The organism is Citrobacter farmeri (assembly GCF_019048065.1).
In the GTDB taxonomy this organism is placed as follows: Bacteria; Pseudomonadota; Gammaproteobacteria; order Enterobacterales; family Enterobacteriaceae; genus Citrobacter_A; species Citrobacter_A farmeri.
Genome location: NZ_CP077291.1, coordinates 2,504,131 through 2,529,424 on the forward strand (window position 1 = coordinate 2,504,131; position 25,294 = coordinate 2,529,424).

At 54.5% G+C, this 25,294-nt stretch carries 24 protein-coding genes; 10 read left to right on the forward strand and 14 right to left on the reverse strand.

What is annotated here, in order from left to right:
* Nucleotides 1–31 precede the first annotated feature (31 nt).
* Both I6L53_RS11750 and I6L53_RS11755 read right to left on the reverse strand, forming a co-directional pair.
* A complete protein-coding gene (locus tag I6L53_RS11750; RefSeq protein ID WP_052425381.1) occupies nt 32–1,690 on the reverse strand; it encodes a phospholipase D-like domain-containing protein in 1,659 nt (552 codons plus the stop codon).
* Between the two features lie 125 nt (nt 1,691–1,815).
* Nucleotides 1,816–2,877, reverse strand: coding sequence for a hypothetical protein (locus I6L53_RS11755; protein ID WP_094465403.1), 1,062 nt, complete (start codon nt 2,875–2,877; stop codon nt 1,816–1,818).
* A 376-nt stretch (nt 2,878–3,253) separates the two neighbouring features.
* Here I6L53_RS11755 and I6L53_RS11760 point away from each other — a divergent pair, with 376 nt between their 5' ends.
* Nucleotides 3,254–3,559, forward strand: a complete 306-nt coding sequence (locus I6L53_RS11760) for a monooxygenase (RefSeq protein WP_042319246.1) — start codon at nt 3,254–3,256, stop codon at nt 3,557–3,559.
* Between the two features lie 37 nt (nt 3,560–3,596).
* Here the strand turns inward: I6L53_RS11760 and I6L53_RS11765 are convergent, their stop codons facing one another.
* Complete coding sequence (locus I6L53_RS11765) at nt 3,597–4,394, reverse strand: MBL fold metallo-hydrolase (RefSeq protein ID WP_042319248.1); 798 nt, start codon at nt 4,392–4,394, stop codon at nt 3,597–3,599.
* A gap of 108 nt (nt 4,395–4,502) precedes the next feature.
* Between I6L53_RS11765 and I6L53_RS11770 the strand changes: the two genes are divergently transcribed.
* Both I6L53_RS11770 and I6L53_RS11775 read left to right on the forward strand, forming a co-directional pair.
* The gene (locus I6L53_RS11770; RefSeq protein WP_042319251.1) at nt 4,503–6,113 is read left to right on the forward strand and encodes an FAD-NAD(P)-binding protein; all 1,611 of its coding nucleotides are present in this window, start codon (nt 4,503–4,505) and stop codon (nt 6,111–6,113) included.
* Between the two features lie 83 nt (nt 6,114–6,196).
* Nucleotides 6,197–6,337: a hypothetical protein gene (locus I6L53_RS11775; protein WP_094465401.1), complete on the forward strand. Its 141-nt coding sequence runs from the start codon at nt 6,197–6,199 to the stop codon at nt 6,335–6,337.
* A 118-nt stretch (nt 6,338–6,455) separates the two neighbouring features.
* Here I6L53_RS11775 and I6L53_RS11780 read toward each other — a convergent pair whose 3' ends face one another.
* Entirely contained in the window at nt 6,456–6,647 is a 192-nt protein-coding gene (locus tag I6L53_RS11780; RefSeq protein WP_042319252.1) for a hypothetical protein, read from the reverse strand.
* A gap of 230 nt (nt 6,648–6,877) precedes the next feature.
* Between I6L53_RS11780 and I6L53_RS11785 the strand changes: the two genes are divergently transcribed.
* The 4 genes from I6L53_RS11785 to I6L53_RS11800 are packed head-to-tail and all read left to right on the forward strand — an operon-like array spanning nt 6,878 to nt 9,977.
* Nucleotides 6,878–7,711: an ABC transporter substrate-binding protein gene (locus I6L53_RS11785; protein ID WP_042319255.1), complete on the forward strand. Its 834-nt coding sequence runs from the start codon at nt 6,878–6,880 to the stop codon at nt 7,709–7,711.
* Between the two features lies 1 nt (nt 7,712).
* Nucleotides 7,713–8,531 (forward strand): amino acid ABC transporter ATP-binding protein, encoded by an 819-nt coding sequence (locus I6L53_RS11790; protein WP_042319258.1) that lies wholly within the window; start codon nt 7,713–7,715, stop codon nt 8,529–8,531.
* Nucleotides 8,528–9,310: an amino acid ABC transporter permease gene (locus I6L53_RS11795; RefSeq protein ID WP_167382409.1), complete on the forward strand. Its 783-nt coding sequence runs from the start codon at nt 8,528–8,530 to the stop codon at nt 9,308–9,310. The genes I6L53_RS11790 and I6L53_RS11795 overlap by 4 nt, the downstream gene beginning before the upstream one ends.
* Nucleotides 9,300–9,977 (forward strand): amino acid ABC transporter permease, encoded by a 678-nt coding sequence (locus tag I6L53_RS11800; RefSeq protein WP_042319261.1) that lies wholly within the window; start codon nt 9,300–9,302, stop codon nt 9,975–9,977. Before I6L53_RS11795 ends, I6L53_RS11800 begins: the two co-directional genes overlap by 11 nt.
* 4 nt (nt 9,978–9,981) lie before the next feature.
* Here I6L53_RS11800 and ydhT read toward each other — a convergent pair whose 3' ends face one another.
* From ydhT to ttrS, 9 genes are all read right to left on the reverse strand, one after another.
* Nucleotides 9,982–10,791, reverse strand: coding sequence for a protein YdhT (gene ydhT / locus I6L53_RS11805; protein ID WP_042319262.1), 810 nt, complete (start codon nt 10,789–10,791; stop codon nt 9,982–9,984).
* A gap of 3 nt (nt 10,792–10,794) precedes the next feature.
* Complete coding sequence (gene phsC / locus I6L53_RS11810) at nt 10,795–11,580, reverse strand: thiosulfate reductase cytochrome B subunit (protein WP_042319263.1); 786 nt, start codon at nt 11,578–11,580, stop codon at nt 10,795–10,797.
* Nucleotides 11,577–12,245 carry a 4Fe-4S dicluster domain-containing protein gene (locus tag I6L53_RS11815; protein ID WP_042319264.1) on the reverse strand — a complete coding sequence of 223 codons (669 nt, stop codon included), beginning with the start codon at nt 12,243–12,245 and terminating at the stop codon, nt 11,577–11,579. Before I6L53_RS11815 ends, phsC begins: the two co-directional genes overlap by 4 nt.
* A 50-nt stretch (nt 12,246–12,295) precedes the next feature.
* Nucleotides 12,296–12,946 carry a YdhW family putative oxidoreductase system protein gene (locus I6L53_RS11820; RefSeq protein WP_042319267.1) on the reverse strand — a complete coding sequence of 217 codons (651 nt, stop codon included), beginning with the start codon at nt 12,944–12,946 and terminating at the stop codon, nt 12,296–12,298.
* 10 nt (nt 12,947–12,956) lie between these two features.
* On the reverse strand, nt 12,957–15,059 hold the full coding sequence (locus tag I6L53_RS11825; protein WP_042319269.1) for an aldehyde ferredoxin oxidoreductase: 2,103 nt from the start codon (nt 15,057–15,059) through the stop codon (nt 12,957–12,959).
* A gap of 20 nt (nt 15,060–15,079) precedes the next feature.
* Complete coding sequence (locus I6L53_RS11830) at nt 15,080–15,706, reverse strand: ferredoxin-like protein (protein ID WP_042319271.1); 627 nt, start codon at nt 15,704–15,706, stop codon at nt 15,080–15,082.
* A 462-nt stretch (nt 15,707–16,168) separates the two neighbouring features.
* Entirely contained in the window at nt 16,169–16,378 is a 210-nt protein-coding gene (fumD, locus tag I6L53_RS11835; protein ID WP_042319275.1) for a fumarate hydratase FumD, read from the reverse strand.
* A 93-nt stretch (nt 16,379–16,471) separates the two neighbouring features.
* A complete protein-coding gene (gene ttrR, locus I6L53_RS11840; RefSeq protein ID WP_042319277.1) occupies nt 16,472–17,074 on the reverse strand; it encodes a tetrathionate respiration response regulator TtrR in 603 nt (200 codons plus the stop codon).
* The gene (gene ttrS / locus I6L53_RS11845; RefSeq protein WP_094465397.1) at nt 17,049–18,821 is read right to left on the reverse strand and encodes a tetrathionate respiration histidine kinase TtrS; all 1,773 of its coding nucleotides are present in this window, start codon (nt 18,819–18,821) and stop codon (nt 17,049–17,051) included. Before ttrS ends, ttrR begins: the two co-directional genes overlap by 26 nt.
* A 179-nt stretch (nt 18,822–19,000) precedes the next feature.
* Between ttrS and ttrB the strand changes: the two genes are divergently transcribed.
* From ttrB to ttrA, 3 genes are read left to right on the forward strand one after another with little or no spacing between them, the layout of a single operon-like run.
* Nucleotides 19,001–19,729 (forward strand): tetrathionate reductase subunit TtrB, encoded by a 729-nt coding sequence (gene ttrB / locus I6L53_RS11850; RefSeq protein ID WP_042319279.1) that lies wholly within the window; start codon nt 19,001–19,003, stop codon nt 19,727–19,729.
* On the forward strand, nt 19,729–20,751 hold the full coding sequence (gene ttrC / locus I6L53_RS11855) for a tetrathionate reductase subunit TtrC (protein ID WP_042319282.1): 1,023 nt from the start codon (nt 19,729–19,731) through the stop codon (nt 20,749–20,751). Before ttrB ends, ttrC begins: the two co-directional genes overlap by 1 nt.
* A complete protein-coding gene (gene ttrA / locus I6L53_RS11860; RefSeq protein ID WP_042319284.1) occupies nt 20,744–23,809 on the forward strand; it encodes a tetrathionate reductase subunit TtrA in 3,066 nt (1,021 codons plus the stop codon). The genes ttrC and ttrA overlap by 8 nt, the downstream gene beginning before the upstream one ends.
* A gap of 665 nt (nt 23,810–24,474) precedes the next feature.
* Here ttrA and I6L53_RS11865 read toward each other — a convergent pair.
* Nucleotides 24,475–25,287 carry a MetQ/NlpA family ABC transporter substrate-binding protein gene (locus I6L53_RS11865; RefSeq protein ID WP_042319287.1) on the reverse strand — a complete coding sequence of 271 codons (813 nt, stop codon included), beginning with the start codon at nt 25,285–25,287 and terminating at the stop codon, nt 24,475–24,477.
* Between the last annotated feature and the right edge of the window lie 7 nt (nt 25,288–25,294).

Genomic DNA, 25,294 nt, shown 5'->3' on the forward strand with positions numbered 1-25,294 from the left:
TAATTTTTTCATCTGCTAAGTAGCAATCCCGTTAATGACTGAACAGTAAACGGTCGTTTTTCGCCTGACTGTCCGCGATATAGAAACGGGTAAACCAGGCCGGCTGCCCCGAGATCGCAGTGGGTTTGAGCAGTTTAAGCACCTGAATGTTGACGGCATCCTGCATTCGCTGGCGAAATTGCAGATGATCAAACACCCTGATGGCTTCAATAACGTAAGCCGTCGCAATCTTTTGATCTTCAATCATGATCAGGTGGTCACCATTATCCTTCTCACCCGAGGGGGCCAGATTGCTCGAACCGGTGAACACTTTAGCGCCTGGCAGATTAAAATCCGTCACCACAAATTTATGATGAACATTGATTCCTCCACCGCCAGCCCACTCCGTGCGAAATGGCTCTGGCGCTTTTTTCGCCAGATACGCGAAATCGGCAACGGCCAGCGTGCCGTCGGGTTTAATCACCTGTAATTTACCCGCCGTGTCCACTGTCCCATAGCTGAACACGGGTCGGGTCAGCAGTTTTGAAAGCGCAACGCCCACTGGCGATTCCTGCATCAGATTAAGAAAAGCAACGGAATAGAACACTGACGAACTCGCCTGGTTAATGGCGTTCACCACCGGGTCTAGCGAAAGCGACGTTGCGAGATGGGGAGAATACGAGACGTTAACCGTCGGACCATTAGCATGTTTTATTGTCTGTATACTCTGCGATAGCGGCGAGTGACGAAACGCTTTAGGCTCGGTGAACGCCTCATCAAACATCTGGCCGAACGATGCGGCAACGCCAGAGGAATGAAAAACCAGCACGTTATTCGCCTGAATATAAAGACCGCGGAAAGAAAAATTGGTTGAACCGCACAGCACTTTAACAGCCTGATTTTGCTTATCGCGCTGGATCAGCACCTTATGATGCTGAAGATTAAAAAAGCGGGTACGTGTTACCTTTGCTCCCGCGGCAGCCAGTCGCTCTGCGGCCATGCTTTCACTGCTATTGCTTGCGCCGTGTCCTTTCAGGACGCCCTTCTCTTTCTTTGAGGAGTCGTCAATAACCGCGCGCAGACGAGGGCCGATCGCCTCCAGTTTTTTGACCAGATCGGGTAGATTCAGATCGTAGGCCATAATATCGAGCCGGAGTTCAGGATTGTCTGATACCTCCTGAATAAATGTATCAATCAGCGTTTTTGCTTCAAATCCCAGCCAGTCATAAACGGTCTCATCCCGGTTATTTTTCACATCGTCGCGCAATTTAAAATTAAGCCCATCTTCTCCCTGACCGGGAATAATGTCAGCGTTATTATTAAACTGGTCACGATATGCCTGCGACGACGCGAAGTTGCGCGTAAAACCAATATCAACAATACCGTCGTAGGTGACCGGCGAAAGTTCAATACTGTTTTCCAGAGTAATTCCTTCGCGTAGGCGCCCATCAGGATCCATATGCATTTTAGTTGCCTGATAGTGATAAATTCCTGTTACCGGTTGCCAGGGAAAATGGATCCAGCGAAATCTCTGCAACGGTGCAATATTGGTAGCAAACAGTCGATCGCCAGTCACCGTTACCGCGGAGTAATCAAAGGCAATGCGATTTTTGAGGTAGGTAAAAGCGTGACTGTTTGGCGGGCGCACCTTTATGGCAAAGCCGACAAAGTCTGGTTCCGGGTCATCAACATCAAAACCCAGCAGTACCATTCTTTCTCCACGCCACAGTTTAAAATGAAAACCATTATCCGTGGTATAGCAGGTATATCCTGACATTGTGACCTCGCTGGCTAATTGAGTATTTCTCTACAAAGGCCTGGCCCCGACAGTCGACGCTACTGCAGTCTGACGACTGAAAAATCAACAATCGCCCTTGCGGCAAAACAGTAAGGTGCCGAACTTCTGATATCAGAGATCTTATTACCGTTCACGTCATACAGTTGGTTACTGTTGAGATCGCGAATGGCGAAATAGTACAGTTTGTCCAATGCCGTGACGCGCATACCGCCGCTGGCAGGAAGACGGCCACGGGACGGAAACATTATTGCCTTTAACTGCCCCTCTCCTGGTGGCGTAAATATCGCCAGCGTCGGTGCGGTCCCCACGGGCGCAGCGTCTTCCAGCATTTCAACGCTCAGACGCCGTCCTGGCAGAACCGCCGAAATATCCAGAGAGACCCAGGCTTCATTTTGTGCCAGTGAATCCCGTTCGGCATTCGGATCCTGGCGGGGAAGCGCGGAGCGAAAGCCAAGCCCTGTCAGAATTTTGTTTACCCCTACGCTGCCTCCGCTGACGATCATCGCAGTGAGTATCTCGGTGAACACGTCCCCGGCAACCGTGAGTCCACGGTAGGCAGAAAATAATTCAGCCATCAGGTCGAGCTTAAACGAACTGACAACGAGCCAGGAGCCCACCAGCATAATCGGGGTACGCCAGGCGCGTCCCACCACAACGGCCTGAAAAAGACGCCAGTTAAACAGTAGCGCGAAGGCGCTTTCCATCAGCAGCGCCAGCACAAAGGTTGCCATCAGCACCACGAAGGCTTGCTGGAGGGAGGCTGATGAGATCTGAGTCTGTTGCTGCGGAATGATCTGTATCTGCAACGGTTTGTCCCCAGGACAAGGAACAAGGTTGGTCTCTCCGGTATCAATCGTCACCAGGAAAGGAACCTGCTGTGCCGCGGGTACGATGATACTGGCAACGTACAGCGCCCCGTCCTTTTCCACGGCTATCTTACCGACAGAAGAAGCCTCCGGCGGCCGGATGCAGGGGGCGCGGGCAATCGCTGTGGCGACGCCCGGCTGGACAGGAACAATGGCACTCGGCGCGGCCTGTAATTCAGTCGTGGGATTTAGCAATAATAATGCGCTGACAGGAAAAATAAGAAGTGCTCGCATCGTGGCCTCGTGACGAATAATGAAGGAATATCACGTGATTCAGTTGCTTTTGTGAGAATAGCGGGTTTAAACGTATCGGGGCTAAGCGTAATCCATGATATAAGCTAGGATCTTTCACCCGTTGAGGTGATCGCAAAATAATATTTCGTTCAGAAAACAGGCGCCATTGCCCTATTACTTCTGGTCAACACGTCGTGAAGCATGAATAACGCCCATTAGCTGAGCGCGCTAAATTTTAAAAACCTTACGCCAGAGAAAATGAGTCAACATTATTGTTCCCCTGAATCTGATACAATCCAGAACATAATGTCAGAGGGAAACGCCCGGGATATTTTCATCGTGCGTTATCGTTGAGTATTTTAGATGGAGAAGCACTATGCCTAAATTATTACAGCTTCATTTCGCATTTCATGGACCGTTTGGACAAGAAATGGCAGACCAGTTGGGAGAACTGGCGGCGTCAATTAATCAGGAGCCAGGTTTTTTATGGAAGGTGTGGACGGAAAGTGAGCAAAACCAGGAAGCGGGTGGGATCTATCTTTTCGAAAATGAAGAGACCGCGCTGGCCTATCTGGACAAGCATACCGCGCGTTTGAAAAATCTCGGCGTTGAGGAAGTGATTGCCAAAATTTTTGATGTGAATATCCCGCTAAGCAAAATCAATAAAGCAAAATTCGACTAACGGAGATTGATGAGGGGGCGCTTCCCCCTCAGATGACTCAACGAGATGCCAGGCAGGAGAGATATTTTGCTCCCGCACGTTGCACAATCTCATGGGCATCGCCGACCCTATTCTGCCCTTCGAACGCGCCATACAAACTGGCGAATTTCACACCTTCCAGCCGACGCGTGATGCCTGCCACGGTTTTTGCCGACAGGGGCAACATATTGGGATAGCTCCACATAAACGATACCGCGTCGGCACCAGGGGTGATCTGCAGAATATCTCCGGTGAGGATAGTCCCTTCCCCTTCATCCTGATACAGAACGGTTCCACCAGCAAAATGGCCGCCCAGTCGCAATAGCGTGACGCCAGGCAGCAACGCGTGCTCTTCCCCTTCCCACAAGCGGATCCAGGGACTGTCGCGCATAACCCAGTCACGATCAGCGGCATGAAGCCAGACGGGCGCGTCAAACGTCTTCGCCCAGTCCTGCATCGTGGTGTAGTAGTGAGGATGGGAGATCGCGATGGCGCTTAATCCGCCCAATGCCTGGATAAGCGTTCGGGTTGCCGGATCCAGGTTTGCAATGCAATCCCAGAGAACATTTCCCACCGGCGTTCTGAGCAGAAACGCCCGTTGATTTATCGCAAAAGAAGGTACGGTTGTCAGACTAAACAGTTGCGGCGTATGCTGCTGCCACTTGTTGGTATGAGTAAGAATCAGTTCATCGAAACCGATCCATGCCTGCCCGGATACCGGCACATATTGCCGCTCATCTTCACAGATTTTACAGCCTTCGACGGCTCTCTGACTGTCGTCATACGAGGTACCACAGGCTTTACACAGCGTTATCATCTTCACTCCTGCCCTGACTAAATCAACGGTAAGTATGGCAGAGCCTGACTCATCTACACTTACTGGAAGTATCAGTAGCGGAATAAGAATAATGGGACGGACAGGAATATGAAAAAAATCGCGATTATCGGGGCTGGCCCGACAGGGGTCTATACCTTTTTTTCATTGCTAAAAGAGGAGCAGCCGCTGGAGATTGCTGTCTTTGAGCGCGGGAGTAAAGCAGGAATTGGAATGCCTTACAGTCATTCTGAAAATACCCCAATGATGTTGTCAAATATTGCCAGTATCGAAGTCCCTCCTCTTTTTGACACCTGGCTTGAGTGGTTGCAAGCCCAGGAAGCACAATACCTCGCGCATTATGGCGTTAAGAAGGAAGCGCTGCACCAGCGTCAGTTTCTGCCACGCATTTTACTGGGTGATTATTTCCGCGCGCAGTTTTTGCAGGCCGTTAGCCGGGCTGAAAGTCGGGGTTTTAAGGTCATGGTGTATGAATCCTGTGAAGTCACGGATGTTGCAGCGGATCCCACGGGCGTACAACTCTGGACAGATCAGCACGCGGAACCGCTGCATGTCGACTTAGCGATCATCGCCACTGGACATGTCTGGCCGGACAATGACGAATCCACGCACGCATTTTATCCCAGCCCCTGGTCCGGCTTGATGGAGGCTGATGTACCCGCCACCCGGGTGGGTATTCTCGGAACCTCACTGAGCGGCCTGGATGCCGCAATGGCGGTGGCGATTCAGCACGGAACGTTTCACGAAACGGAGGGAAATCAGGTCCATTTCTCACTGGATAAAGCCAGTGAAGGACTGGAGATTACGCTGATGTCCCGTTCCGGCATTTTGCCGGAGGCCGATTTCTACTGCCCTATTCCCTATGAACCGCTAGCGTGCGTTACCGAGGAGGCCATTACGCGCGAAATCGATGCCGGGCCTGCTGGACTCCTTGATCGCGTTTTTTCGCTCATGCAGCAAGAACTCGCACTGGCTGACCCGAAATGGGCTGAGCAGATATCGCTCTTTTCGTTGGATGCAGATAGCTTCTCAGTGGCGTTGTTTGCTGACAGAATGCACAGCGATCCCTTCGAATGGGCAGCTGCGAATCTGAAAGAAGTCGACGCGAATAAACGTGACAAACGCACCGTTGCCTGGCGCTATACCCTGCTGCGTTTGCATGAGAGGGTGCAGGACATCGTTGCCCACCTGGATGAAAAAGATAGCAAACGGTTCAGTTCAGGACTCGCCCGCGTATTTATAGATAATTATGCGGCGATCCCGTCAGAGTCAATTCGCCGAATGCTGGCGTTGCACGCAGCCGGAATTCTGCACATCCTCGCGCTGGGACAGGATTACGAGAAGGAGATAAAAGCGGATCGTACCGAGATTACGACGCGCAATGATCGCCTGACGTTTGATGTCTTCATCGACGCGCGTGGTCAAAAACCCCTGAAGACAGCGGATTTACCGTTTCCACGATTACGCAGCCAATTACTGTCGTGTGGTGATGAAATTCCGGAGGTTGGCGATGACTATACGCTTCAGGCGTCAGAGAGTGTACGCGGACGAATAGCCTTTGGCGCATTGCCTTACCTGATGCATGATCGGCCATTTATCCAGGGGTTAGTCGCCTGCCAGGAAATTGGCACTGCGATGGCCAGGGCAGTATCGAAACCGGCGACCCGCCTGCGCAGACGTTTATCCCTTCATGACTGGTAACGCCGCACGCATTGTGGATGCATCCGGTATTGTGTTTGCTCTATACTTGCCGAATGTCAAAAATGAATTAAAAAGGGTGAACGATGGAAATTGATCTCGACAACCTGGTCTTTAACGGCCTGGAAGAAGCACAGGAACGTAATGCGGAACGTCTGGAAGAGGCAGATAAAAAAGCAGAATCGGTGATTTCCGATGATGACTGCGGTGACGCCTGCAAAATCTGATTGCATTCAACCTGCCGCGCACGCCTGCGCGGCAGGTCTCTAAGCCGTTTTTAACCCCTCAGCATTTCCGCGATAACTGCAGATTTCATTCCAGTACACCTCGCGCATCCGACGATGTTCAGCGTGTTGTTTGATCACGAAACCACTCCGGGTCAATGTTAGCAATGTCCACGCCGTACAGGCTGGCGACAGGAAGAATAGACTCCACAACGCGCTGCAGATTGAACTCCGCACCAGGTTGTCGGGTCTTGTCAGGTGCGATCGCATCGTGCGCCCAAAAACGCACTCTCCGCATTTTCATCTTCTCCATCTCCCGCTCCTCTGCTTGTCAGGTGCTTTTCATTGCAGCGCAAACGCCGCGAAAAATGAAATGCGAATTTTTTTCACCGTTATCTGTTTTTGTTCGTTAGCAACCCTTCGTTAACACACTGTTCACTAATAACTTTTTGCATATAAATAAGTCGTTTTTCTTCTTTGGTCCTGGGTTTGGGTTGTGGGAGCGTAAAAGGACAAACCAATAAATCAGGGATATCAAAGAAAATGATGGCAACGAAAATATACAGTTCGAAAAAAACGATCCTCGCTCTCGGGGTCATGCTAGCCACGAGCTTTATCAGCGCTCAGGTACAGGCCGACCAACTCGCCGATATCAAAGCCGCAGGGGTGGTCAAAGTCGCGACGTTTGACGCCAACCCGCCGTTTGGCTCCGTTGATCCAAAAACCCACCAGATTGTCGGTTACGATGTCGATTTTGCTCAGGCACTGGCGAAATCATTGGGTGTAAAACTGGAACTGGTCGCCACTAATCCCGCCAACCGTATCCCGCTGCTGCAGTCGGGAAAAGCCGATCTGATCGTCGCTGATATTACGATTACCCCGGAGCGCGCCCAGGTAATCGACTTCTCTGTACCCTACTTTGTCACCGGGCAGCAGTTCCTGGTGCCCGTCTCATCGCCCGATAAGCTGGATGAATACAGTCGCGCACGCATCGGTGCGGTGAAGGGAACCACCGGTGAACAGGCGTTGCATCAGCGGTTCCCGCAGTCCCGTGTTCTGGCCTACGACGATATCCCGCTGGCATTCACCGCCCTGCGTAACGGCAACGTGCAGGCTATCACTCAGGATTCCACTATTCTGGCGGGGTTGCTCGGCGGCGCACCGGACAAAGCACAGTTCAAAATCCTGCCCGATTTACTGAGCAAAGAGGAGATCGGCGTGGGCGTGAAGAAAGGCGAAACCGCCTTGCTGAAGGCGGTTAACGACGAATTGCTGAGGCTCGAAACCAGCGGGCAGGCAAGCAAAATTTATGATGTCTGGTTTGGCCCGGAAACGAAAAACCCGCAGCCGCGCGCCTTTAAAATTGAGGCCAGATAAGATGCTGGCCGGTTTGTTCACGCCTTCCGCAGCCCAGGCTGCGGATTTCAGCCAGTTACACCAGGCACGGGTAGTGTTACGCGATGTGGTGAAAACGTACGGCGATCACCGGGTACTCAATGGCGTCAATCTCACCGTCGAGCCTGGCGAAGTTGTGACTATTCTTGGCCCCTCAGGATCGGGAAAATCAACTCTGATTCGCCTGATCAACCAACTGGAATCCCTAAGCGGTGGCGACATTCTTATTGATGACAGGCCTGTCGGTCGGCTAAAAGGGGCCGCGCTACGACAGCTCCGCAGCCGTATAGGCTTTGTTTTCCAGCAGTTCAACCTGTATGCCCACCTGACGGCGCAGCAGAATATCACCCTCGCCCTGGAGTACGTCCACGGCTGGAATAAAACCGATGCCACACTGCGCGCCTATGCGTTGCTGGAGCAGGTCGGGCTGGAAGAGAAGGCCGGGGCTTATCCGGCACAGCTTTCCGGCGGTCAACAACAGCGGGTGGCGATCGCCCGCGCGCTGGCCTCCTCACCGCAAATCATCCTGTTTGATGAACCCACCTCCGCGCTCGATCCAGAAATGATCGGTGAGGTTTTGCAGGTGATGAAGCGCCTGGCGCACAGCGGCATTACGATGATTGTGGTAACGCACGAGATGCACTTTGCTCGCGAAATTGCCGATCGGGTCGTGTTTATCGACGGCGGCGATATTCTTGAAGTCGCGTCTCCGGAGGCCTTTTTTACCCGACCACAGCATCCGCGTACTCAGCGCTTTCTGCAAAAGGTACTGGATCCGCTGCATCAGGAGTTATCGCGATAATGCCGTCAATGGACTGGCAGGGGGTGCTCACCGGCCTTCCCCTGCAATGGATCCTCTCCGGATTTCTCACCACGCTGTGGGTCAGCGCTGCAGGCATTTTTCTCGCCACGCTGCTGGCGATTATTCTGTTGGCCCTTCGTCTTTCCGGTCATATTACGGGTCGCCGACTGGTGGCAGGCTGGGTATCGCTGTTTCGTAACACCCCACTGCTGGTACAACTGCTGTTCTGGTACTTCGCTGGCTGGAACCTGCTGCCGCGCGGTTTCGTTGATTTCGTCAACGCTGAGCATAGCTGGTCAATCTTGCCTGGCAACGTCTGGTGGTTAACGCCTGAATTTCTTTGTTCGGCATGGGGACTCGGCGTGTTTACATCGGCTTTCCTGGTTGAGGAAATCGCCTCCGGGTTACAGGCTGTCTCTGACGGACAGCGCGAAGCCGCGGTCTCACAGGGCTTCTCCCCGTGGCTGACCTTCCGCTACATCCTGTTGCCGCAGGGGTTGACCAATGCCTGGCAACCGGTAGTCGGACAGTATCTCAACCTGATGAAACTGTCGTCATTAGCCAGCGGCATTGGCTTTGCAGAACTGACCTACCAGGTTCGCCAGATTGAAAGCTATAACGCCCATGCGCTGGAAGCCTTTGCTGTCGGTACGGTGCTTTATCTGTTTACCGGCGTGGCGCTCGGCCTGCTGCTGACCCATCTGGGCCCCGCCCCCCGGCAAGAGAAAAAGCCGCGCGTTCGCCGGGTACGATTCAGGAGTCCGCAGCATGATCGCTAATATTACCGTGATAACCGACAACCTGGACTATCTCCTGTGGGGACGCCTTGCCGACGGCCAACCCGGCGGCGTACTGTTGACTCTGATGATGGCACTGGGGGCGGCGGCACTTGCCTTACCTGTCGGTATTGCGCTGGCTGCTGTCGCCTGGCGCTTTCCGGGCATCATCCGTAAAGGATTGTTCATCTGGGCGGAGTTCATTCGCGGGATCCCACTGATCTTCGTCATTTTCTGGATGTGGTATTTGTTGCCCATGCTTACCGGCAGCGATCTGCCAGGTGCGGCAACCGTGACGCTGGCGCTGGCCTGGTTTACCGCCGCGTCAGTCATGCATTCGGTGTACGCCGGGCTCAATGCGCTGCCCGACGGGCAGTATGATGCTGCCGTAGCCCAGGGATTTAGTCCTGTTCAGGCACTAAGAGGGATTCTGCTACCCCAGGTGTTACGCCATGTACTGCCTTCGCTGACCGGGATATGCATTGGTCTACTGAAGGACACATCGCTGGCGTTTATTGTCAACGTGCCGGAACTGACAACGGTGGCGGGACAGGTTAACAGCAGGGAACAAATTTATCCGGCAGCCATCTTTATTTTTACGGGGCTGGTCTACTATCTGCTTTGCTACGGCCTGGAGAAAGCGACCCGGCGACGATTTGTTCTGCGCTAACCCGTCAGCATTCAACAAACCGGTGCGCGTCGTCGAGTCGATATTTCACGCCGGCGCGTATCCCCTCTTCACCTTCGACCGCAACGGCAAAGCGCATCCGTTCACCGTCGTGATAGGCCAGCGCGGCACAGCCCCCCGGCCCCAGCACCACGGAATCAACACCCCCCGTGCTGGCAACGATTGCGTTGTCGCCGTTGCAAATGATATGTACGTTGTCACCGCTGTTGACGATTTTGGCGTCTGCGCCAAAACTCACTATCTGGCTCAGGTCGCCATTGCTGGCGACATGGCTTCTCTCACCCAGGGTGCTCACCCGAACGCGCATGCCACTGCTGGCGATCCGCGTTCCGTCACCGGCACTGCTGATGCGTGTAGAGTTTCCGGCGGCAGCCAGCCTCGCCCGATCCCCTGAACTGCTGATATGGCTGTTATAGCCAACGCTGCCAATGCGCACGCAGTAACCTGCACTGGCAATTTGCGACGCATAGCCTGCGCTGGCGATCTTCATGTTATCGCCGGCACAGCCCAGATTCGCGTTATCCCCCGCGTTTGCCACCTGCCGATCGGCCAGTGAATCATCAGGCCTCGCCAGTCGCGACATGGCGGAGATATCCTGACGGGCAAAGTTTTCCTCATCCAGCCAGAGCGACCAGGCGTATTCCACCAGACTGTTCGCCCAATCAAGATAGCCTTCGCGACTCAACGCCCGATGCACATCGTCGTAGTTACCGCCCTCGGGAAAACGGCGCAGAAACCAGCGATATATCACCGCACCAACCCGCCAACTGCGCAAATCCTCTCGCGTGATCAGCATCGGTTAATGCCGGTGATAGCCATCGACCATGCAGCGGAATGTCTCGCCAGGCGTGCGGCCTGTGGTGCACAGGTAGAGGTGACCAAAAATAAAGAACAGGCTGATGATAGCCAGCGCAAAGTGCGCCTGTAACAACCAGTAGCGCACGCCAGGGAACAGATCTCCCACGACCTGCGGATAAAGCGCCAACAATCCGCTCAGCAGCAACAGCGGCAACAGTCCGTACATCACACCGACGTAGGTCACCTGTTGTAACGGATTAAACTTCGAGCGCGGCGTGGCCGGGAACGGATGCGCTTCACCCTGCATAATACCGTAGAGATAAAAACGGGTCTGTTTCATCGCCCGCGCCATCCAGCCCTCGGGACGAATAAGGTAATGGTGTCCGTTCCCACCCAACGCATTGATCAGAACGAAACCAACCCAACACGCCAGCAGCAGAAATCCGCAGACTTCATGTACCGTCAGCAGGCTTTTGATCACCGCTGGGCTGACCAGGGAAAAGTGATTGATAAGCCCACTGGCGAGCAGGAGTATAAACAACAATGCATTCGACCAGTGCCACAGTCTTACCGCCCGGGAGTAGAGATATACCTTCTCACCATGCCCGGCAGCAGCCTTGTTGGCCGCGCGAAAACGAAGCCAGGCGTGCAGCCCCAGCACCAGCCACATTGCCACCAGCAGTAGCCCGGCAATCACCAGCCAGACAGGCCAATACTCGGGGGAAAACACCGGCACATAGTTTGCCAGTTGAGCCTGGAACTGTTCAGCATTCTGCGACGCGTTCATACATTTTCCTTTTTAATCAAATGTTGACCGAACCGACGATACAGATGGGGCTTACCCGCGCCCGGAAGTTGATACTGGTAGTAATTATTTTCCTGCAGCCAGCGCTGGATCTCCGGGCTGTCCTCGCGACCAAACAACAACGCATGCTCAGGACAGGAAGTGACACAGATAGGCGGAAAACCTTTGGCCAGCCGGGACTGGGCGCAAAAATCGCATTTGTCCGCCACTTTGGTGATCGGGTTCAGGTAGCGCACCTGGTAGGGACACGCGCCAATGCAGTAACTGCAACCAATGCAGCGTGAACTGTCGACGCGGACGATCCCGTCCTCATCGCGCCACGACGCGCCGGTTGGGCAAACCTCAATGCAAGGCGCATCGTCACAGTGCTGACAGGACTGACGGAAGTAGTGATACAGGGTCTCGTTGTCATTATCTGAAACGGGAATATGCGCGATCGACAAGCGACTCCCCTGCGCAGGAACATGATTTGTTTTGCGACAGGCGCGGGTACAGAGGTTACAGCCGTTGCATCGCGATTCATCATGAATCATGACGTAACGAACGGGGCCGCCAGCGGTTGTCTTCGCCAGCAGCGTCTGACCGGGTCCGCTGAAGAAAATGACCGTACCCATGCCAAGCACAAATTTTCGTCGAGTGAAGGACATCTTGTTATCCTCTAATACTGTGGTCGCGCTCGTCCACGCTTTCCATGAATTCAGGGATTCTGAAACTGCTCAACTTCCAGCCATTCGCACAAACCGTACGCTTTGCCGTAACTCATAAAGCGCTCGCTGAATAAGTACGGTACGTCGTTCGACGACGCGACCGGGCGAATATCGGCATAGTCGGGATGCGTTTCAATCGCAGCCAGTGCGGCTTCTATCTGCTGAGGTGCGAAACCGTAAGGCGATTGTTCCAGCATGGCGACCTTATACGGACGCGGATATGTCTGGCAGTCAAAGCGCACCGCCTGTGCGATTGCCCGACAGATATCCTTTTCCACCACCTGGACGCACATGTCGGCATAGTTGGCGGTCATGGTCTGGGTTGAGTAGTAATATTCATCCTGAGAGCCCTGCACCCAGGCGATATCCTCCCCGGCAAGCCCCTCTTTGATGGTTTCCAGGAATGGTGCGAGCTCCGCCTCTTCCACCGAGTACGGCGGTTGCAGGAACAGTTCGCGCGCGACAAGCTGACCATTCGCCGAATACTGGCGGATAAAATCCGCCATGATCTCCGCAGGGCTTTCTGCCGTCGCCTGTTCATCAGCGTCTGTTAGTTGCTCACGTCGCCCCTGCAACCACTGCCGCTTATCAAGATCCACATCTGGCGCGTCAGGTTGACTCACATCCTCTGGATGGCTCATGCGATGTTCCTTACGCCGGCAACAGATTCTGCGCGGCCAGGTCGTCAGCGACATCTTCCAGACCGAGTCGATGCAACGTCTCACGCGTCGGGCAGCCCAACTCGGGGTGCCAGCCCATCTCTTTATAAAACAGCGTCAGGGATTCACGCATGTCGTCACGGTCCATCTTGTCGGTGCCTTCGCTAAAGACCGGAATCTTTGGATCCTTATCAAACACCCACGAGCAGATCAGATCGTGTGCATTACGCATATCGTTGGTCTGCATCAACTTCACCGTATAAGCACGATGCAGAGTAAAGATGCGTTCTGCGGCTAAATCGAGACTGGCCTGAGTGGTTTCATCGCCGGTCACGGCCTGGAAGAACTTCGCCTCCAGATCCAGATCGCCACGATAGTTGCGGCTTTTCAGCGGCGAAACGGTCATCGGCCAGACCCAGTTACACAGCGTGACGGCGTTATGCAGGCACACTTTCAGTAGCGTCCATTTGGCATATTTGATTTTTGCCGCGTTAATTGGTGTGTAATTTTTGGTTTCATCGTAGGCGTCTGGCGAACCAAACAGTTCTGCAGCCACTTCCCGCTGGAGTTTTAGAGGCAAACCCGACCCGATGAAATTGATGTGGGTGTGGGTCATACAGTCGCGGTTGAACATGCAGTTGGTAATGGCCCCCACCTGCGCCGAGGCTTCGTTGGCGTGGTGAACCGGAAAACCAAACGGCGACCACAGTTTGTTTTTTTCATACGCCCAGTATTCATCGCCCAGTTGCCAGCGCTCGGCAATGGCGTAAGAGCCATCCGCCAGATGACTAAGTTCGCCGACACGATGCGCCAGACGATAGTAGAAATCCTTGATGAAATTAGGATCGCCCGCTTCCAGTTGATCCCAACGGATCTGAGCATACTCGTCTGCTGGCAGGACGCGCTTGAACACCCCTTTGCTGTAGCAATACGTAAAGTCGCGGTGTAGCTGTCCGTAGTTACACCAGATGCCATAGTCGTCAAACAGATTCAGCCCCACGAGGTTACCGATGACGCGACCATCGTCTTTGTCTTCAAAATCTTTCGGACCGTTTGGAAAAATGGTGGTATGGACAAAGTTTGCCACGCAGGTATTCCCGCCGGTGCTCGGCACGCCAAAATCTTTCACGCGGGGAATGTTCATTTGCGTCATGCAGCGAATCGGGCAGGAATGGCAGCCGCTCATTTTGACCGTGTATTTTTCTGCTGCCGGTCCTAAGTCAAAGACCGACTTATAGGTCCGGAAACCAACGGTGTTCTGGTTGCCCGGCGGGATCTCGCCGGTCTCAATCGGCCCACCTTCTGCTGCGCCCCAGAACAGTCCTTTACGGGCAGTCCAGCGCGAAGCGGGAGAGGAATATTCCGCCCATGCCTGCGGCGTGCTGGGCACAACATGGTTGTTATTCGCGCCAATCAATTCCGTCATCATGTAATCATTCAACCGCTTCATCTCTTTGCGGTCGGCAATGTTGACGCCTTTTGTCCCTTCCACGGCAATCGCTTTCAGCTTTTTAGCACCCATCACCGCGCCGGTCCCTGCGCCGCCGCTGTGGTTACGGCTGTTGAGCATACAGGAGAGCGGTACAAGGTTTTCCCCCGCCTGACCAATCGCCGCCACGCAGGTTTCCGGCGAAGTCATCCGGCAGATTTCTTCCGTTGTCGCGCGGGTACCTTTTCCCCACAGGAAATCGGCCTTTTCGATTGTGACCTTGTCGTCTTTAATATTCAGCCAGACGGGAGACGCCGACTTGCCTTCAATAATGATGGCGTCATAACCTGCGAATTTCATTTGCGCCGCAAAGAAGCCGCCCATATGCGCATCGACAACCAGATTGCCTTTTGTGAATGTGGAAAGCGACGTGATATTAACGCGAGAGCTACAGGGTGCGCCGGATCCAGTAAGCGGTCCCGTCGCAAAAACTAATTTATTGCCTTCATCAAAGGGTTTAGTGCCAGCGGGAACTTCGTCGTACATAATTTTGTAGCCGAATCCCATACCACCGACAAATTTTTTAAATTTACTGGAATCTTCAAGGGTAATATCGCCTGTTGTAAGATTGACCCGTAAAATATTACCTGTCCAACCGTTAGCCATAATGTTTTCCTTTGCAAGACTCAAACAGTAATATCTTTCCACTCAATGATTTTTAATGCCCCTGTCGGGCAGGCGCTGGCACACTCACCGCATAAAACGCATTTTGCCGATTTCTTCGTTTCCGTATTGACGGTAGCCATCATCCAGGGACATGCGGTGGTACAGGCGCTGCAACCGATACAGCGGCGGTGATCGACAGCAATGCAACCGTCTTCCTGATTCCAGGTAATCGCCCCAATGGGACAAACCTTCATGCACTGCGGATCTTTACACTGACGACAGGTATCCGGGGTGTAGTTCAGATCGCCATACAGGCCGCCACCAGAACCTATGCCCTTGTCACCAAAGAAGAAATGACGGTGAATTTTAATGCGGGAAAAGAAGGTGCCGACTGCGCCATCATTGTAATTGGTACAGGAAATTTCACAGCGATGACAACCGGTACAGCGGGCGCGTTGGGTCACTAACACCCCTTTAGGTGTGGAGATCAACCCTACGGTGCCGCTATCGATATCTTCTTGCTTGCAGCCAAAAAGTGACAGTAACGCGGGCGCGATAGTTAACCCTGCCAGGCCTTTTCCCGATATGCGCAGGAATTCCAGCCGCGTTAAGCCAGTATCTAATAATGGACGATCAACCTGGTTCATTTATTTTGCGTCCTCTTCGCAAATGCAGTGCCGACAACACGTCCCAGGCCGATGCTAATTATGCGAAAACAGCGCCTCTGATGTTGCCTCCCACAGCTGAAGTTCTGCCGTAACCGGATTGCATAAATAACGCAATTTAACGCAAATAAACTAATCCTTTAGGGTTAGGCGAATTAAATAATGGGAGTTATTGGTGGGCATAACTTTGATCGTCATCAATTAAAAATGGGAAGAGAAATATTAAAAGCGTAGTGATATTTATTATCATAAAGACAGTGAAACACTGTTCCGTCAGTTTACAAATAAATGTGAAACTGTTCCCATATATAGAGAAAAAGATTGTCGTAATATATTCGCCAACATAACGAGTTTTGCATTCATTTTATTTTTCGACAGTAATAATACCCTGCCGGACATTTTCTCGTGACGGAAAATAAGGGATGAGTTCATCCCTCGCTGTGATTAGCCGGCCAGCGCGTTGATCGCCGTTACCATCGCCTGTTTTTCAAGGTCGCTACGCTGAATACGCTGGTTTGCCAGCGCGGTTCGTAACACCCCCGCTATCACGATATGTTTGGGTTCTTGTCCCAGATCGCGCATTTCCAGCACCACTTTGCCAACCACTCTGCACATCTCACGGTACAGTTCATCGTCTTTGGTCAGGTTTCCCATTATTGTCTCTCATTGCAGGTCCAGATAAACAGCATATATCACTCTGAATGAGATGACAAAAAACAAAGAAAATCAAATAAATAACCCACGGGACTATTCAACGCGGTGCGTTTCTTTTAACCGCTGCCATTTGTTGACCAGTTCAGCCAGATTTGCCGCCTGCATTTTTTCCATCACCCTGGCGCGATGCACCTCTACCGTGCGTACCGCGATGTTCATCGCCTGCGCAATTTCGCGGTTCATCAGTCCCTTAACGACTAACCCGGCTAACTCACGTTCTTTTGCCGTGAGCGTCCGGTAGCAGGTGGCGATTTGTTGTCGGGCAACGGCCTGTTCCGATACCTCCAGCGCATGCTCCAGCGCCGTTTGCAGTGGTTTTACACTGACCGGCTTTTGCAGGAAGTCTACCGCGCCATGTTTCATCTGTTCGACGGCCATCGGTACGTCGCCATGTCCGGTGAGAAACACCACGGCCAGCGTACTGCCGCGCTGGCGCAACGCCTCATGGACGCTCTTGCCGTCCATTACCGGCATCCGCATGTCCAGCAGCAGCACGCCCGTCTGGTATAAATCGGCCTGGGTCAGAAAAACCGCCCCTTCCTCCCAGCACGTGACCGGGTAGCCCAAGCTTTCCAGTAGAAAGGCACAGGCATCGGTGACCGCCATATCATCATCCAGTAAATGAATCATCGCCATTGCCGCCCTTCTCCCCCTGTTGTGTAAAATCCAGTTCCACCGCTACGCCGGGCAGCCCGTCGGGCGCGGTCTGATTTCGCAGGCCGATCTCTCCCTGGCCGTAACGCACCAGTCGTTGGCAGATAACCAATCCCAGCCCCATGCCCTCTTTTCGGCTGGTCATAAAGGGCTGAAAGGCCTGATGCAGCAAAACATCGTCAATGCCGCCGCCGTTATCCTGCAACGTAATGCGCACGCCATGTGGCGAAGATGAAGCATCCATCCACAGCGTGGTGGCCCCCGCCTGCGCCGCATTGAGGATCAGATTGGCGAATACCTGTTCCAGCAACACCGGTGGGAGCGAAACCGTCAGCGCGCGATCGATATTGCTGTGTAAGGTTAACGTCGGGAACTGCTGCGCCATGCGCAATAGCTGCCAGACATGATGAACCGCCTCGTAAATACTGATGTTCTCCCACTCTTCTGTACGAACCGGGCTTCCCTGCGCCTGACTCACCCAGCGCCGCAGATTACGCAGCGTCTCTGCTCCACGCTGTGCCTGTTGATCAATATGCTCCAGCGCCGACAGTAAGGTATGCGTCGGATCCTGCGACTGCAGGCGAATCAGACAGCCCTGTGCGTAATGTCGGATTGCTGAAAGCGGTTGATTCAGTTCGTGCGCAAACCCGGAGGTCATTTCTCCGAGAACGCTCATTTGCCTGGCCGTTTCCAGAGCCCGTTCCTGCTGGCGCAACTGAATGCTGTTACGTTCAAGCTGTCTGCCACGGCGGCGCACCAGCAGCATGACCCAGATGTAGTTCAGGGCCAGCAGCAACAGGATAAGCGCTGTCCCGCCCATCAGCCACTGATGCTGTATCAGCCAGCTTTTCACATCCAGCCACAAACGTCGCTGCTGCGGATGCTGCTGCACGTCACGCAGAAGCGCCTCCACCTGACTGGTTGACGCCGGCGCTCCCCAATGAAACGCCGCGCTGTCTGGCGCTGCCAACAGCACACGGGTGACGCGATCGGCCAGCGCATCGCTCACCGCAGGCAACGCAGCGAATGACCAGTCGGGATAGAGCGGCGTACTGGTTAAACAGGCAATGTCTCCGGGACGGTTAATCACTGCAACATAATCGGCTTTATCAACCAGTCCCTCCTCGTCCATTTTTTCCAGCAGGCAGACCGGGACAATTACGGCCTGTACCGCTTTCTCACGGAGTAAATAGAGCAGCGCATCGGCCGGAAAGCCGGTAAAACGCAGATTGACGTCGCGATCGGGGCGCAGACCAGCATCGTTTAACGCTTTATATCCCAGCAGGTAGCCGCCGAATGCCAGGGGATCGATGGCCCCCACCGTTTTACCGATCAGATCGTGCGCGCCGGTGATGCCACTGTCGCGACGGGTAAGGATCGCACTGCCAATGACGTTACCCGTTCCCCGCCCGGAGCGCAGAGACGCCAGCCAGCGCAGCGGCGAACGACTGTTCAACTGCACAAACTGCGCCGGGTTGGTCACCACAAATTGCACGCTTCCCTTGTTCACCGCCGTCTGCATCTGATGCAGATCCAGCGGCAGAATATGAAACTGTTCTCCGGGAAGTTGCTGGTTAAGCAGTGTTTCCAGCGGCTGCCAGTGGTCGCGGGTTGAGACCTCCCCGCGCATCGCCAGAATCCCGATATTCCATGAACCCGCCAGCGCTGTCCCACTAAACATTAAAACCGACGCCAGCAGCACCAGGCTCTTCACTGTTTGACTTCTCACACCATTATCCCTGTTGATTATGTTGTTTTAGATCAACAACCCGCCAGGTATGTGGTTAACCACAATAGAGCTGCACCCGCCACGATTTTTACACTGTAAATCATCAACATTCTTTATTCATTACTCACAAACCAATGGCGTGACAAATGTTTCGTTGTTGCCTTGAAACGGGAGAATAAATGGACAGCAGTAAACGGCAGTTTCTCCAGCAACTGGGCGTCCTGACCGCAGGCGCATCGCTGGTTCCGCTGGCGCAGGCGAAGTTTCCTTTTTCACCTGAACGCCATGGCGGTTTTGCACAGCATCGTTACGCGATGCTTATCGATCTGCGTCGCTGTATCGGCTGTCAGGCCTGCACCGTCAGTTGTGCGATTGAAAATCAGACGCCGCAGGGCGAGTTCCGTACCCATGTGAATCAATATCAGGTACAGGTGGCGGATGAGGTGACCAACGTGCTGCTACCGCGTCTGTGTAACCACTGCGACAATCCACCCTGCGTGCCGGTGTGCCCGGTACAGGCCACGTTTCAACGCGAGGACGGCATCGTCGTGGTCGACAACACCCGTTGCGTCGGTTGCGCCTACTGCGTGCAGGCCTGCCCCTACGATGCGCGCTTTATCAATCATGAGACACAGACCGCCGATAAATGCACGTTTTGCGTCCACCGTCTGGAGGCCGGACTTCTCCCTGCCTGCGTAGAATCCTGCGTGGGCGGGGCGCGTATCATCGGCGATATCCGCGATCCGCAAAGCCGGATTTCACAATTGATTCGCACCCATCACGACGCCATCAAAGTGCTGAAGCCGGAAAATGACACGGCCCCCCATGTTTTCTATCTGGGACTGGACGAGGCGTTTGTCACCCCGTTGATGGGGCGCGCACAACCCGCACTCTGGCAGGAGGTCTGATGATGCAACCCTTAATCATTGAAGAAGTGCTTACCCGGCCACAGGCGGTGAGCTGGCTTCCCTGGGCGGTACAGTATTTCTTTTTCATCGGGATTGCCGCCTGTGCGGCGCTGTTTGGCTGCGTGATCCACTGGCGTAAAAAGACCCACCCGACGCTGGAAAACCTGACGCTGCTGATTGCCCTGACCTGTGCCATTACCGCACCGCTTGCGCTGACCGCCGATCTTCACCAGACGGCCCGCGTCTGGCATTTCTACGCTTACCCTACGCCCTGGTCATGGATGCCGTGGGGTGCGCTGTTTTTACCGCTGTTCACCGTGTTCCTCGGAGTGTGGTTTCTGGCGCAGGTGTATAAACAGCTTACCGGAAAAAGTTACGCTGTCACAAAATGGTTCGCCCTTGCCAGCGCGCTCGCCGCGACCGGGCTGTTGCTTTATACCGGACGCGAAGTGTCCGTGGTTCAGGCTCGCCCCGTTTGGTTCAGCTACGCCTTTGTACTGGCGATGTTCCTGAGCGCGCTGCAGACCTTTTTTGCCCTGTTAATCGTCGGGATACGTGATGATTTTCTGTCGCAAAAGCGGCTCGCCCTCGGACAACTGCTGACGTTGTTCGCCCTCGCAATCGTCATCGTTTTCTGGATCAGCGGCAATACGCTTTCCGGTACGGCAATCCGCCAGTGGCTGGCGATCTCCGCCTCGGCCCGCCATTACGCCTTTGCCTTGCTGATAGTCGGGCTGGTTTCACTCCTCTTTAGTGTTGTCGCCCTGCGACGTCCACTGTCATTACCTCTGCGCAGTCTGCTGGCGCTCAGCGCGATGGCGCTGTGCTGGCTCATGCGCTGGACGCTACTGATTCAGGGGCAAACGCTGCCGAAATTTAACGCCCAGTTTACCCCCTACACCCTGCCCGCCGGTACCGACGGTTGGCTTGCCATCCTCGGCACCTTCGGCCTGTGGGTAGCGCTGCTTATTATTGTTCGCGAAAGCGTGAACGGACTCGCAAGGAGATTGCAACATGGCTAATTTAACCCGTCGTCAGTGGCTCAAAGTCGGCCTGGCCGTCGGCGGTATGGCAACGTTCGCCCTTAGCTATCGAGATGTGGCGAAACGCGCCATTGATGGCTTGCTCAACGGCACCTCCGGTAAAATAACCCGCGACCGCATCGTGGGCAATGCGTTAATCCCGGAAGCCAGTGCGCACCCGCGCTGGCAACAGAGTGCGCAGCAAACCATCGCCATGACCCAGTGTTTCGGCTGCTGGACGCAATGCGGCGTCAGAGTGCGCGTCGACCAGCAAACAAACCGGGTGCTGCGCATTGCCGGTAACCCGTATCATCCACTTTCCCATGAACATCATATCGACGCGTCGGTACCGTTTCGCACGGCAATGGCGCAACTGGCGGGCGAGAACGGTCTTGATGCGCGTTCGACGGCCTGCGCCAGGGGCGCAACACAGCGGGAAGGACTGTACAGCCCGCTACGCATTCTTGAGCCGATGAAGCGCGTGGGCAAACGCGGCGAAGGCAAATGGCAGCGCATCAGCTTTGAGCAATTGGTCAATGAGGTGGTGGAAGGCGGCGATCTGTTTGGCGAAGGTCACGTCGACGGCCTGCGCGCCATTTACGCCCCAGCGACGCCGATTGATCCGCAGCATCCAGGATTCGGACCTAAATCTAATCAACTTCTGGTCACCAATACCAGCGACGATGGGCGAGACACCTTTTTGCGCCGCTTTGCCCTCAACAGTTTTGGCAGCAAAAATTTTGGCGCGCACGGATCCTATTGTGGACTGGCCTATCGCGCGGGTTCCGGCGCGCTGATGGGCGATCTCGATAAAAACACCCACGTGAAACCCGACTGGGATAACGTGGAATTCGCGCTGTTTATGGGGACTTCACCCGCCCAGTCCGGCAACCCGTTTAAACGCCAGGCCAGGCAGCTTTCCAGCGCACGCCTGCGCGATGATTTCAGCTATGTGGTTGTCGCTCCGGCGTTGCCCCTAACCACCGTACTGGCTGATGACCATGGTCACTGGTTACCGGTGATCCCCGGCAGCGACTCCGCGCTGGCGATGGCGATGATCCGCTGGATTATCGAAAATCAACGTTACAACGCCGATTATCTGGCGCAACCCGGCATCCAGGCGATGCAGCACGCTGACGAGAAAAGCTGGACCAACGCCACGCATCTGGTGATCGCAGACGATCTTCCCGACCTGGCCGGACAGCATCTGACGCGTGCTCATCTGGATCCCTCCGCCGCCAGCGACCCGCTGGTTGTGAATGAAAACAATGAACTGGTCCCCGCCCATGATTGCCTGCGCGCCACGCTGTTTGTCACGCGCCAGGTTACGCTCGCCGACGGGCGCAGCGTGACGGTAAAAAGCAGTTTCCAGTGTCTGAAAGAATCGGCGGAAAAAATGACGCTCGCCCAGTACAGCCAGCGGTGTGGCGTTGCTGAGAACAACATCATCGCCCTGGCGGACGCCTTTACCCGTCACGGACGTAAAGCCGCAGTCATCACCCACGGTGGGATGATGGCGGGAAATGGCTTCTATAATGCCTGGGCGGTGATGATGCTGAACGCACTGATCGGTAACCTCAGTCTGGAAGGCGGCGTCTTTGTGGGTGGCGGGAAGTTCAACGGCGCAGCGGACGGGCCGCGCTACAACATGGCGAGTTTTCCAGGCAAAATCAAACCCAAAGGACTGAGTATCGCGCGAAGTAAAACGGCGTATGAATCTTCCGAAGAGTATCGCAACAAAGTCGCCGCCGGTGTCTCCCCGTTCCCGGCCAAAGCGCCGTGGTACCCGTTTGTCGCCGGTCAGTTGACTGAGTTGCTGAGTTCTGCGCTGGAGGGCTATCCATACCCGCTCAAGGCGTGGATCTCCAACATGACCAATCCCTTATATGGCATACCCGGTCTGCGCGCCGTTGCCGAAGAAAAGCTGAAAGATCCCGCGCGGTTACCGCTGTTTATTGCCATCGACGCCTATATGAATGAGACCACTGCCCTTGCGGATTACATCGTCCCGGACACACATAACTTTGAAAGCTGGGGATTCAGTGCGCCGTGGGCCGGCGTCACCAGCAAAGCCACTACCGCACGCTGGCCGATTGTCGACTCCGCCACTGCCACCACCGCCGATGGGCAGCCAGTTTCAATGGAGTCATTCTGCATTGCAGTGGCAAAACAATTGAATCTGCCGGGATTTGGTGACAAGGCGATTTCCGACAGCGAAGGAAACCACTATCCGCTCAATTGTGCGGAAGACTATTATCTGCGCATCGCCGCCAATATCGCGTTTATGGGAAAAGCCCCCGTCGCCGAAGCCGTAGCAGACGACATTGAACTTACTGGCGTCAGCCGCATTATGCCGGCCATTCAGCGGACGCTGAAAACGGAGGAAGTCCGTCGGGTTGCATTTATCTACTCCCGTGGCGGACGTTTCGCGTCGGATAAGAGTGGTCGGAGCGAAAATCGGGTCGGCAATGCGTGGGAAAAGCCGCTGCAAATCTGGAATGCCGAAGTTGCCGCCCATCGTCATGCGATCACCGGCGAACGCTACAGCGGCTGTCCGGCGTGGTATCCGGCAAGACTGTCCGACGGGCGTTCAGTGGACGAACTTTTTCCATTAACGCAATGGCCGCTCAGGCTTATCTCGTTCAAGTCCAACACGATGGCCAGCGCATCGGCAGTGATCCCGCGTTTACATCACGTCAAGCCGGTTAACCTGGTGGCGTTGAATCCACAGGACGGGCAGCGTTTCGGGCTGTCACATGGCGACACGGCGCGGATCACCACGCCGGGTGGGCAGGTTGAAGCGCAAATCAGTTTGCTGCACGGGGTAATGCCGGGCGTCATTGCGATCGAGCACGGCTACGGACATCGGGAGATGGGCGGCGAGCAACACACACTCGACGGTGTGCCGCTACCGTTTGATGCGAAAGTGAAATCGGGGATTAACCTGAACGATCTGGGATTTGCCGATCCGACGCGAAAAGTGAGCAATACCTGGCTGGACTGGGTGTCAGGCTCCGCGGTACGTCAGGGGCTACCGGCAAGAGTTGAGCGAGTATGAGGGCGACATTCTCAAAGAGAGAACGTCCAGTGAAGAGTTCCGTTCACTTTATGCCCACCGCAACTCTCTGGTTTGCGCACTCGTGAACGGGCAAGGGAGGCTCTCCGCCGCCTCCCTTGCAACCCTGGCTCCCGGCCGGGAAAATCGCCACTTCGTGGTCCATTCGCCTTATGCCGTCTGCCTGTCGGGTCGGGGCCGAGCCTGCATCCCTGCAGGCCGTCCCCTCCGCCCGCCTCCCTGCGGGCGGCCCCGGTCAGCCGTCAACGTCTCATCGATTTTCACGCCGGACCAACAGCCTCGCTTCAACACTCATCCTTTCAGCTAAATTCTTTTCGCTTTAAGAAACGCTAAACTACTCAGATGTTCAGGTGTGGAAGAGTCCGGCTGAAAATTGCCGACGTGTTTCCGTAAGGCCGGGGGAACCCGCAGGGATGCGGGTTCAGGGCGCGGCTTTACAGGGATGTTACCTCGCGCCCGTCCCGATAGCCTGGCGGAATAAGCGGAGGGTATCGCGGAGCGACAATTTTCCCGCCGGGAGCCTGGATTGTTAAGGAGGCGGCGGAGAGCCTCCTTAACACGTTCACATGCGATAAAGTTTCATAAGCACAATGAACATAACGTGAACGGAACGATGTGCAGAAACTACATAAACGCTTTCACAAAGATCAGTTATTCACCGGGATGACCGCGCCTTTGTATTTGGTGCGGATCCAGTCCTGGATCTCTTTTGAGTGCAGGACGTCAACTAACGCGACAATGTCCTTCTTCTTCTCGTCGCCGCGATGAACGGTAATGATGTTGGCATACGGGTTGTTCTCACCGCTTTCCACGGCGATCGGATCGTGTACCGGATCCAGACCGGCGTCGATGGCGTAGTTGGCGTTAATCACCACCGCATCACCTTCATCGTTGTTGTACATCTGCGGCAGCAGCGCGGCTTCCACGTTAGGCAGGAACTTCAGCTTTTTCGGGTTTTCCACGATGTCGCTGATACGCGCAGTGACTTTATCCACGCCCGGCTTCAGTTTGATCACCCCCTCTTTCTCGAAGATCGACAGGATACGTCCCTCTTCCGACACCGCATCACGCATGATGATTTTGCCGCCTTCCGGCAGATCCTTCAGGGATTTGACCTTTTTCGAATAGATGCCGATTGGCTCAATGTGGATGGCACCCGCGCTGACGAAATCGTACGTTTTATCGCCGGCATGATCTTTCAGAACGCTGTTGAGGTAGGGAATATGCTGGAAGTAGTTGGCGTCAATTTCACGACCCGCCAGCGCGGTGTTCGGCAGAATGTAGTCCTGGAACGGTTTAATCTCCAGATCGATCCCTTGTTTCGCCAGAATCGGTTTGGCCTGCTCGAGAATTTCGGCATGCGGTACGTTGGACGCGCCCACGGTCAGCGTGTCCGCCCAGGAGGCGAAACTCAGGGCACTTAAGGTCGCTGCGGCAAGAAGTGTCAGTGATTTTTTCATGATAATG